This window comes from Colwellia sp. C2M11 (assembly GCF_018860915.1).
Taxonomy (GTDB): Bacteria; Pseudomonadota; Gammaproteobacteria; order Enterobacterales; family Alteromonadaceae; genus Colwellia.
Genome location: NZ_JAHKQD010000017.1, coordinates 61312 through 72597, shown reverse-complemented (window position 1 = coordinate 72597; position 11286 = coordinate 61312). Strand labels below are relative to the sequence as shown.

Below are 11286 nucleotides of genomic sequence, written 5' to 3'. Positions count from 1 at the left end.
AAACGCGCTTCATCCTGAAACCAAACGTCTACTTGCTTAAGGGCTATAGCTAAAGGGATCTTAGCGATCATTTCAAATTGGAGTTTTTTTAAAGGTTTTTTGTGCCTCTAGTGATTGTTTAGGATGTTTTGAACGTGTTGTGACCCAACTTAAACCAAGCTTATTAGGTTAATGGGTGAAAACTACTTTTGTAAGTAAAATTTTTTGTACCATATGATTGAATATATTTTCTTGTAAGCGTTCCCCTTTAGTTAATGTACTATTTTTAAATCTACTCAGTTTTTCCTCTTTATTGTGGGCAATTCGTTAGGTGATCTTTAAATATTTTTCTACGTTTGTTTTAAGCTCACCATCAAAAAAAACAGTGAGGAAACGCTAAATAGCAACTTCCTATATGGTTGTTTTTAGCGTTTCGTTTTTCTCTTTATTTATATTGTAATATAATATTGCAAATATAAACATCATATGTTTAACTATATACTACTTATTAAATAAAAATTATATGGCTATTATTAATATTGTTACTACAGTATTCAACGCTACGTCTTCTCATATAGCCAAAAAAGGTTAAAGATAAATGAAAATAGAATGCATAAATACTCACCACATAAGATGTGAGTTGAAAGAACCTTTTGGATTCTCTCAATGGTTTTATAACCAACGTAATGTGTTGCTTATTGAGATCATTGCAGACGATGGAACAGTAGGTTGGGGTGAATGTTATGGTCCTGCTGATGTGACACAAGCGGCTGTCGAGAAGTTTTACGCACCCAGAATACTCGGTATGGATGCTGTTTCTACTGAAACCATTTGGCACCATATGTGGCGTGCATCATTAGATTTCGCCCGCTCAGGTATTATGATGGGCGCAATGTCTGGTATAGATATGGCTTTATGGGATTTAAAAGCTAAAGCACTTGGCTTAAGTGTTAGCCAATTAATGGGCGGCGCAGCTAGATCTACAGTTCCATGTTACGCAACTGGTATGTATTTCCAAGAAATACCTGAAGCTCAGTTGCTTGATAAGTTAGTAGCTGAAGCTGTTAGTTATACAGAACAAGGCTTTAAAGCGATGAAGATTAAGGTCGGTAAAAATATCGATTTTGATATAAAGCTTATTCAATCGATGCGCAAAGCTATGCCAACAACAGTTTTGGCTGCTGATTCAAATCACGCCTACGACTTACCAGAAGCAATTAAAATAGCCAAATATCTTGAAGAAAATGACTATCATTGGTTTGAAGAGCCACTAAGTCCAGAACATCCTGACTTATTTAGACAACTACAAAATAAAACTAGTGTAGCTATAGCTACTGGTGAATGTGAACAAACACGTTACGGTTTTAAAAAGCTTATCGAACAAGGTGGCGTTCAATTAGTTCAAGCCGACTTAGCCTATTGTGGGGGTATAAGTGAAGCATTAAAAATACGTACGATAGCTTCTGCCAATGGTTTGAATATGATCCCACATGTTTGGGGAACTCAATTAAATTTGGCCGCTGCTACTCATTTCTTAGCTACTAGCTACTCAGAGCCTGGACGCTCTGAATCTAAAAATCTATTTTTAGAGTATGACCGCACTGAAAATCCTTTGCGCGATAACCTTTATAAGGTCAGTGTAGAAGTTATTCAAGGTGAAGCAATTGTCCCTACTGCACCGGGTCTTGGGGTTGAAATAGACCGCGATGCGTTAACTGAATTTACAATATGTACGACGGAATCAAAATGAACGATATTCAATATAAAATGATAATTAATGGTGAACGAGTAAGTTCATCAACTTCTTTTCCGGTATTTAATCCTGATAATGAAGAACATGTAGCCAGTGTGCCACAAATTGAAGCGCAGCAAGTTGAAGATGTGCTAATTGCGGCTGAGCAAGGCTTTAATAAATGGTCAAAAGTATCTATTGCAGACAGAGAAAAATTAATCTTGGCTTATGCCAATTTACTTGAAGCCCATAAAGATGAAATCATCGATATTCTTATCAGTGAATCAGGTAAGCCACTAGATAATGCCGAATATGATTTTGGTATGTTGGTGACTTGTTTACGTTATTTCAGCGAAGAAGCAAAACGCGTAGAACAACCAGTCATTGTCGACCCTGATGGTAGGTTCCATCATTATATACAACGCCAACCTATTGGCGTAGCTGTAGGCTTTTTAGCTTGGAACTTTCCGTTACTAAACTTTGGTTACAAGCTAGGACCTGTATTAGCATCAGGCTGTAGTAGTATTATTAAACCGTCACAAGTTACGCCACTAGCAACTTTACGTTGTGCGGAATTAGCACTTGAAGTTGGTTTTCCAGCGGGTGTTATCAATGTTATTAGCAGTAATGACTACGATGTTACTAACCCATTACTAACCAGCAAAATCCCTGCATTATTTACCATGATTGGTTCAACCAACTCAGGTGTGAAAGCTATGCAAACAGCTTGTACTAGTGTTAAACATTTCTCAGTAGAACTTGGTGGTAATGCACCTGTTATTGTTTATGACGATGCTGAAGTTAAAAAAGCTGCACATAATATTATTGACCTTAAATACGGTAATAGTGGTCAAGTGTGTGTGTCACCTAATCGTTGTTTTGTTCATGAGTCTATCTATGAAGAGTTTATTAAAGAAGCCAAAACACATGCTCAAGGCCTTACTTTACAAGCTGGTCGCGGTGGTGAAGGTCGTAAAATGGGGCCTGTTATTAATGAAAAAGAGCGTACACGTATTCTTGAACTTGTTAATGATGCTATTGCAAAGGGCGCTATCTTAACATTGGGTGGAAAAGTACCTAGCTCTCATGATAAAGGGTTTTACATGGAGCCAACCATCCTTTCTGGCGTAAGTGTAGATATGTCTGTAGCGAGTCAAGAAATTTTTGGTCCGGTACTACCTATTATACCTTTCACTGACGAAGATGACATTATTGCCTTAGCAAATGACTGTGAGTACGGTCTATCTGCTTATGTTTACACCACCAATTTGAAACGTGGTATGCAAGCGGCTAATGAGATTCAAGCCGGTAGTGTTTGTATTAATGAAGTGCATTACGGCGTTCATTTACCGCATGGTGGATTAAAGCAAAGCGGTGTGGGTAAAGATTGTTCTCGTTATAGTCTTGAAGAATATTTAACCAATAAACGCGTTTCTATTTTAGTAAATGATTAGGGAGGGAGGACCTTATGAAATTCAGTCACTTTAGTAATAACCTTTTAAAAACTATCTTAGTCAGTATTCTACTATTATCAGCTATGGCTTCTGCTGCGCCTGATAATACGTCTAAAGATACGAAAGAAATTAAAATATCTAACACTAAGCAACCTAACATTATTTTATTATTTTCTGACGATGCAGGTTATGGCGATTTTGGTTTTCATGGTAGCAAGGTAATGAAAACACCTAATTTAGACAAATTAGCTTCCCAAGGCGTGAAATTTAGCCAAGCTTATGTATCTGATCCTACATGTGGTCCTTCTAGAGCAGGGTTAATGACGGGTAAATATCAGCAACGCTTTGGTTTTGAAGAAAATAATGTCCCTAGCTATATGAGTAAAAATTCAGCAGCTGATGGACGTGCGATGGGAGTCCCTATAGAGGAAGTCACGATGGCCGATTACTTGAAAAAGCAAGGCTATGCTACAGCAGTTTATGGTAAATGGCATTTAGGTGGTGCAGATAAGTTTCATCCATTAAAACGAGGATTTGATGAGTTTTATGGTTTTCGTGGCGGGGCTAGAAGTTATTTTGCTTATTCAAAAGCACCAGCAAGTGATCTTGACTTAATGGAGCGTAACTTTGGCGAAATGGAAGAGCCAAAAGAATACTTAACTGATGTATTAGCAGATGAAGCAATTGACTTTATCGAAAGAAAAACTAAAGAAGGTAAACCATTTTTTACCTTTGTATCATTTAATGCTGTACATACTCCTATGGACGCAACACCAGAAGACTTAGCACAATTTCCAGAGTTAACAGGTAAGCGTAAAACGGTTGCAGCGATGACATTGGCATTAGATAGGGCTTCTGGGAGAATCTTAGATAAATTAGAAGAACTTGGTATCGCAGATAATACTATAGTCGTTTTTACTAACGATAATGGTGGCCCATCGGATCGAAATGCTTCTGATAATTATCCGCTGAGTGGTACTAAATCTAATCATTTAGAGGGTGGCATACGTGTGCCATTTTTAATGAAATGGCCAGCGCATTTAGCAGCTGATGTTACCTACTTAAACCCTATTAGCTTACTTGATCTACTTCCTACTTTTTATGCTGCTGCGGGTGGAGATGTTGAAACAATTAAAAATATTGACGGCGTAGATCTTATACCATTTTTAACCAGTAAATTAGACGAGCGTCCACACAATATTTTGTATTGGAAGAAGGATGTAAGAGCAACCATTAGGATTGGCGATTGGAAAATGATGCGTTTTCCTGACCGACCAGCAGAGCTTTACTTTCTGCCAGATGATCTGAAAGAGCATAACAATGTTGCTGCAAAACATCCTGCTAAAGTTAAAGAAATGTTCAAAAAATTGTTCGAATGGGAATCAACTTTAGAAAGGCCTCGTTGGTTATTACAACGAAAATTTGAAAACTACGACATAGAGCGAATGGATCTATATCACAACAAGCCTCTCGAAAACTAAGTTAAATTTAAACTTGATAGCTAAATGTATTTTTTAAAAATTACAAAAAATGAATTACAACAAAAAGAAATTAAATCATTGAATAATTAAAATAAAACTGGGGGAGTATATGAACCATAAATTTCAATTATCAGCAGTTTCTGCAGCTGTGTTGGCAACTATTTTTGTTACGCCAATTTATGCTCAGGATGAAAAGACTGATGAAAAAAAACAGAAAGAAGAAATCGAAGTAATTGAAGTTACAGGCTTCAAAGGTAGCTTAAGAAAGGCGATGAATGCTAAGCGCTTTTCAGATAACGTAAGTGACTCTATTCATTCTGAAGATGTTGGTAAATCAACCGACCAAAACATTGCAGATGCGTTATCACGCGTTACTGGCGTTAATGTTCAAGAAGAAGATGGCGAAGGAACACGTATTTCCGTACGTGGTGCAGGCCCAAATCTTAACCAAATATCTTTAAACGGTGTAGCATTAACGAGTGGTCTATCTGGTGGTGGTTCTGATCCTTCAGCTAACCAAAGCGTTGATTTAAGTTCTTTTTCTTCAGATATACTTTCTTCGATTGATGTTGTAAAAACATCTTCGGCAGACCAAGAAGAAGGTTCATTAGGTGCGAGTGTTATTCTACGTACTGTTAAGCCTTTATCATTAAATGCACCTCGTCGTACATTAGCTATTGAAGGGCGATATAATGATTTTTCTGAAGAAAATGATGGTCGAATAACGGGTAGTTTCGCAGATAAGTATTTTGATGATACTTTTGGTTTTGTTATAACAGTTTCTAAAGACAAACAAAAAACCCGTGAAGATAGACTAAATACAGACTGGGTTGATACGACTATTTCAATTTCTGATTTAAACTCAGCAAATGGTCGCACAGCTCATGACCTAGCATCAGGTAAAGCAATTCGTGTTTTAGGTGAAGGGCAAACAGTAGCAGATCTACCAGATTGGGATCCTGCTACACAAACGTCTGTTGATGGCCCTTTAGATGTTTTAGCGAGAAACTATACAGATATTTCTGTTACTAATAACATACGTGATCGTTTATCAATCTCTTCTGGTTTGGAATGGGAGCCAGGAGATAATACTAATTTTCAATTAGATTTCACCCACACTAAGCAAACAGTCGCTACTGAGTACAATAATTTTAGATTGAACTTTGGCCCATTAACAGGCGTTTCACCTAATGATCCTGTTACTGATTGGAACGGTGTAAATTTAGAGACTCGTACACTTGATAAGTCATATAGTAGAGGGGCTTCAGGTAATTTTTCACGAAATCAAGGTGAGCGTGAACTAACAACTAATGTTGTTTCATTTACCGTGGATCATAATTTCACCGATGCATTAAGAATGGAGCTATCGGCAGGTTATTCAGGAACTGAAGATAAAACTATTAACTTTGTCGGGTTATCAACAGCTACATGGAATACGACAGGTCGTGCTTTAATCGACGGTATGCCAGCAGATATCATCGAACCAATCGGATTTGATTGTTATAACAATGGTGGAGATTGTTCATATGCAATGGGTGAGACTTCAGCAACGCTTGACCCATTTGACGGTAGTGTAACGTCGGCAACGAGTCGTTTTAACCCATTTGATTTAGAAGCCAATCATTTAGGTAGTTTAACTTTTAGAGATAACAACCAAGAAGATACTAATAAGCAAATTAAAGTTGATTTTGAATGGGATCTTGATTTATTCGATATTATTACAACAATCGAATTTGGTGGTAAATATGCAAAACGTAATAAAGATGTATATACACAAAACCAAACAGTTAATAATGGCACTACATTAGTTGACCGTAGTGATCCAAACATCAACTACAGCACAGTAGGTATGGGATCAATTGGCATTATTGATATGATGTCTGGTGAAGCTTTTCCATACGATAACTTTGGTGAAGATCTAGTCGGTGACCGAAGCGCTGCATTCTTTGGTGGCTGGGCAATGCTTGATGCTAATAAAGCTATTGCTGAGTTTTCAGGTCGAGATCCTGGCACGGTAGGTGTTAATGAAAATACGTTAGGTACACGTCAGATCGAAACTGAAACAAATGCTGCCTATGTTAAAGTTAACTTTGAAGGCTTTGATGGTAGGTTAACCGGTAATATCGGTCTTCGTTATATTAAAGATACAAACAAAGCATCAGGTGTGGGTGGTATTAACTATTACCGTAATCCTCATTTACTTAATCCTTATGACCTTCTAATCACTCGTCGTCTTGGTGATATTGAAGGATCTGATTATTGTCCTGAAGCTATTGCGGCTGTTGATCCTGCTACTGGATTAGCTGATACTCGTTTTGGCGCATCAAATTCAGACCAATTAACAGGCTGTTGGGATTGGGCTATTACTCATGGTTACGATTATACAAATGATGCTACAACTCCTTATGTTGATGGACAATGGGTATTGCCAGGTGGCAGTAGTACCAATAATTTAACTAATATTGATTACTCTGGTGCGGTACCAAGTGTTAACGGGTTAACTCCTTTACCAAACCAAATTCTTGATGTAAATGGTAACTTAGTTGATGTGGTCGGTAGTGCACATAGAAACTTCAATAGAGCAGGTGACGTGTGGCAGTACCTAGATTTATCAACGTCTTGGACAGGCCCTAATGGTAATGTAGATTCATCAAGCCGTCGTGAAGCACCATCATATGGTACAAACACTGAATCATTACTATTACCTAGTTTAAATCTAAATTATGCCATTAACGATGAAATGATTGGTCGTTTTGCTGTATCAAAAACAATGGCAAGACCTCAGTTTGACTCATTAAACCCTCGACTTGTAATTAATGAAAATATTTGGGGCACAACAGCTGAAGGCACTGCGGGTAATGTTAACTTAAAACCGCTTGAGTCTAGAAATTTAGATCTATCTTATGAATGGTATTTCAATGATGCTGGCATGATTTCTGTCGCAATGTTCTATAAGAAAATGACTAATTTCGAAGAAAATGTTACTACGCCATATCATTATAAAGATGTGCGTTCAGACTATGCTCTATCTGATGCCAATTTATTACTTGATTATGATGAAAATAGAGCTCCTGGTGATGCCGATAATTGTTCACCACATCGTTATGTAGGTGGAACACAGTCAGCAGATTGGAAAATTGAATGCCATACCGCCAGTATCGACATCATTAAAAATGGTAAAGGTGCTGAAATTAAAGGTTTAGAGTTAGGCTATACCCAGAACTATGACTTTTTGCCAGGTATTTGGTCGGGTCTTGGAGCAAGTATTAATTATACATACCAAAATTCCGAAAAAGAAACTGAAGAAATTGGTACAACAGGAGTTTTTACACAACCATTACCACAAGCATTTACGCCAGAGCATTCAGCTAATACCACTATCTTTTATGAAAAAGAAGGATTGAGTTTGCGTTTTGCTAACCGATACACAAGCGAACAGTTAATTAATGACGGCTTACTTGGTGGTGCTGTTTGGCAGGAAGCGTCTAATAGGCTTGATTTTAGTTCAAGTTATGCACTCAATAAATACATTAGCATGACTTTCCAAGTGACTAACTTAACTGATGAAACACGACGTAACTACTATACAAGTTACGATACAAGAAATGAATCAGGTGATATTTCTATGGATGAAGGAAGTGCATTTGACAACAGTGTAACAAGCGATAGAACGGTTGCTGTGTTCAAAAATGGTCGTCAATACCGTTTAGGTATTAGAGGCACTTTTTAAAATAACAATCCTATTAGGAGGCTAAGGCTTTGTTGCGTTTTAAATATGTAACAAAGCCTAGGCTAAGCCAATATAAAATTAACTAAAGCCTGCCTAAAAAAATACATTAGGCAAGTAATAAATTGGAGAAGTAAGATGCACACTAACTTACTAAAAAAGACAATACTAATGACCATAATTTCCGCTTCGTTAGCAGGTTGTGGTAATGAAGGTGGTTTAGATTACAATTTCAAATCTGATTACCCCGTAGAATATTCTGAAGAGCCAATTGTATTGTCTCTTGATGAAATGTCTGGCGTAATATCATTTGATCTACTACAAGGTGCTACCATAAATGGTACATCAGCCAACTCAGCGGAGAACACAATATTTGCTAGAAACTTTTTATTTACACCATTAAATGAGAACTTTGTAACACCGCAAGTTGTTGTGAACCTACCTAGCCAACCCGCCTCACCTTTTACCGTTTCTAGTGAAGATAACATTATGTACATAGATACGGATGCCTTTGCTGAATCACTACGTATGTGTGACACCACAGATGTTAAAGGTGCTACAAATGAAAATGGTGATCCTATAGGAGATGGTGTAAGAGATTATCCACAATCAATAACTTATGACATAACTTATGTATTAGATAATGGTTTTGAATTAGAAGCAGGTGCTGTACTCCCTACAAGAACCATACGCATGACTATTAATGCGATTTCTGACCCTGTAACAGAAGTTAATGCCTCTGATATTTCAGTTGCTTTGGGCGGTGTTCAGCCAATGTTGTCATCTACAGCGCCTGTGTATGCATGTAATAATAATTTAACTTACGCTATTGAAGACAGTGCTATTGCAGAAGTTGATACTGACGGTAATATTACAGGTATTAACACTGGTGAAACCACTATTACGGTTAGCAGCGTTGAAAATCCAGAATTATCAACAACAGCGTTAGTCACGGTAACATCGGGTTTCAATTTAGCTATTACCAACCAAGATTATAATGATCTAGGTGCTCCATTGGGTATTAAGTCTGTACCAACGTGTACCAACATTGGTATTGGGGTTGAGCCATCTATAAATAATGATGAATTAACGGGTGCATATACATATACTTGGACTTCTGACAATGCTAATGCAAGCTTCGATGAAGAAGAAAGTAATGGCGCATTCGGCGCAACAGGACGTTTTGCTAATACATTATCTGTAGGTGAAACGGCCAATTTAGCTGTTGCATATAATACTGGTTACACAGGAACTACCCAAGGTAGTGAAATTAATGGGCAAACTATTGCTGTTACCGCAGAAGAAAACCTTTCGTGTAACCCAGGCGTATCAGAGCACCCAGCAGGTTTTAATACCGATTTAAAACTAGACAAGGTAGGCGCACCATACAAAGAAGCTTGGGTAAGTTTAGCGAGTACTCAATTATCAGGTGGGGCTATTCTATTGACTAGTCAGGGTGAAGATAAAACAGTTGCACATCAAGAAGTTTGGAATAAACAGCGTAATTGGTATTCAGCAACCTTTGGGTTAGGTGGTGCATCAGTAGGGAAAAAATATAAGTTCTCTGTTTGGGTTAAATTATCGCAAGAAGTTACTGATCCAATCACACTAACACAATCATTAACTGCTTGGGTATATGAAGGGAGCCCAACAGGACCAGGCTTTGATTTACGTCGCTCAAATGCTGGTATTGCATCAGCACAGCTAAAACCAACGACAGATTGGCAGTTAGTTGAATTAATTGATGAAGCATCTGAAACCTCAGTATGGACTGTACCAAGTGAATGGAATATTGTTACAGACGTTTTTCAATTCTGGGAAGTTAACGGACTATCTGCAGGACAAAGTATTATCCTTGATGAAGCTTCTATTGTAGAAGTTGAATAAACCTTCTGCCTGTTAATAAAAAGCCATCTTAACCGATGGCTTTTTTATAATACTTGTAAAAAATTGATTATGTTAAACGACATAAGAAATACACAACAATACTATCCTACTACCCTGTCAGTAATAACTGAGAACCATGGCTTTGACCGCTGTACGGCACAAGAAAAGGTAGCGGCTAAAGGCTACCCCAGTGTTATGCAAGTAGTTGGGTAGGTGTTTATCAGGCAAAACAGTAGACTGAAGTGATATATTTAATCAAATAAGGGGAAATAAATGAACTCATTAAAATTAGAAAAGCAGCTAAGATATGGTGTATTTACTTTAACATTTTTATGCCTTTTTTTTGCCCAAACATTACAGGCAGCAGATACAATTACAAGTTTATCTGCGACTGAAGTTATCGGTTATGAGCAGTCACCAACGGTTTATGTTGAGCTAGAAGTTGATAAAACTCGAGACTTACACGTTGCCTTTCAAACAGTAAAAGGAGCGCGAACGATTAAGAAAACCATGAAGCGTATTAAAAAGTCAGGAAAATACCACTTTGAAGTAGAGATAGATGATTTAAAGGCAGGTCAATACCGTATTGCAGCTTATTTAACCCCTCGAGGCAAGAATTGGAATGACCGATTATTCCAAGTAAAGCCATTCGACTTTACTGTTATTAATGAAAAAAAATACGTGAAGAAAACGATTTTCAGTAAGCAAGACAAAATCAACTTTGTTAAGTGGCCAAAACAAATTATTGGCAAGCAAGAAGCTAAATTAACCATTCAATACGATATTACTGAGCCCAGAGATTTACACATTAAACTAGCAGATAGTGATACTTGGAAAGAATTCGGTGCATTGAAGTTTCCTGTCACCGAGCCTGGTACCTTCACTCTACCATTAAGTAATTTAACCGCTGACTTTCCTATCGGTAATTATGCTTGGATAGTTCATCTTGCTGAAACTGGCAAAAAAGAAACTATTAGTGATAAATATGGCAAACATTTCACTTTGTCTGACAAAAAAGTTAAATAA

General features: G+C 37.4%; 7 protein-coding genes and 1 pseudogene. 7 read left to right on the top strand and 1 reads right to left on the bottom strand.

From position 1 onward, the window contains the following. Positions 1-72 precede the first annotated feature (72 nt). Positions 73-150, bottom strand: a pseudogene (locus tag KO509_RS18265) (hypothetical protein); the annotation flags it as partial. A 469-nt stretch (positions 151-619) separates the two neighbouring features. Here KO509_RS18265 and KO509_RS06010 point away from each other — a divergent pair. The 7 genes from KO509_RS06010 (at position 620) to KO509_RS05980 (ending at position 11286) form a co-directional block, all read left to right on the top strand. Then, positions 620-1729 (top strand): mandelate racemase/muconate lactonizing enzyme family protein, encoded by a 1110-nt coding sequence (locus KO509_RS06010; RefSeq protein ID WP_252727420.1) that lies wholly within the window; start codon positions 620-622, stop codon positions 1727-1729. Next, on the top strand, positions 1726-3165 hold the full coding sequence (locus KO509_RS06005; RefSeq protein WP_215972380.1) for an aldehyde dehydrogenase family protein: 1440 nt from the start codon (positions 1726-1728) through the stop codon (positions 3163-3165). Before KO509_RS06010 ends, KO509_RS06005 begins: the two co-directional genes overlap by 4 nt. A 14-nt stretch (positions 3166-3179) precedes the next feature. Next, entirely contained in the window at positions 3180-4646 is a 1467-nt protein-coding gene (locus KO509_RS06000) for a sulfatase-like hydrolase/transferase (RefSeq protein WP_252727419.1), read from the top strand. 109 nt (positions 4647-4755) lie between these two features. Beyond that, positions 4756-8376 (top strand): TonB-dependent receptor, encoded by a 3621-nt coding sequence (locus KO509_RS05995; RefSeq protein WP_215972379.1) that lies wholly within the window; start codon positions 4756-4758, stop codon positions 8374-8376. Between the two features lie 168 nt (positions 8377-8544). Next, positions 8545-10260: an Ig-like domain-containing protein gene (locus tag KO509_RS05990; protein ID WP_215972378.1), complete on the top strand. Its 1716-nt coding sequence runs from the start codon at positions 8545-8547 to the stop codon at positions 10258-10260. A 69-nt stretch (positions 10261-10329) separates the two neighbouring features. Next, a complete protein-coding gene (locus tag KO509_RS05985) occupies positions 10330-10473 on the top strand; it encodes a hypothetical protein (protein ID WP_215972377.1) in 144 nt (47 codons plus the stop codon). 60 nt (positions 10474-10533) lie between these two features. Continuing rightward, entirely contained in the window at positions 10534-11286 is a 753-nt protein-coding gene (locus KO509_RS05980) for a hypothetical protein (protein WP_215972376.1), read from the top strand.

Bases quoted from the DNA above. Each gene is read 5' to 3' on its own strand.
- KO509_RS05985 (WP_215972377.1), top strand. From the start codon at position 10,330: ATGTTAAACGACATAAGAAATACACAACAATACTATCCTACTACCCTG.
- KO509_RS05990 (WP_215972378.1), top strand. From the start codon at position 8,545: ATGACCATAATTTCCGCTTCGTTAGCAGGTTGTGGTAATGAAGGTGGT.
- KO509_RS06005 (WP_215972380.1), top strand. From the start codon at position 1,726: ATGAACGATATTCAATATAAAATGATAATTAATGGTGAACGAGTAAGT.
- KO509_RS05995 (WP_215972379.1), top strand. From the start codon at position 4,756: ATGAACCATAAATTTCAATTATCAGCAGTTTCTGCAGCTGTGTTGGCA.
- KO509_RS05980 (WP_215972376.1), top strand. From the start codon at position 10,534: ATGAACTCATTAAAATTAGAAAAGCAGCTAAGATATGGTGTATTTACT.
- KO509_RS06000 (WP_252727419.1), top strand. From the start codon at position 3,180: ATGAAATTCAGTCACTTTAGTAATAACCTTTTAAAAACTATCTTAGTC.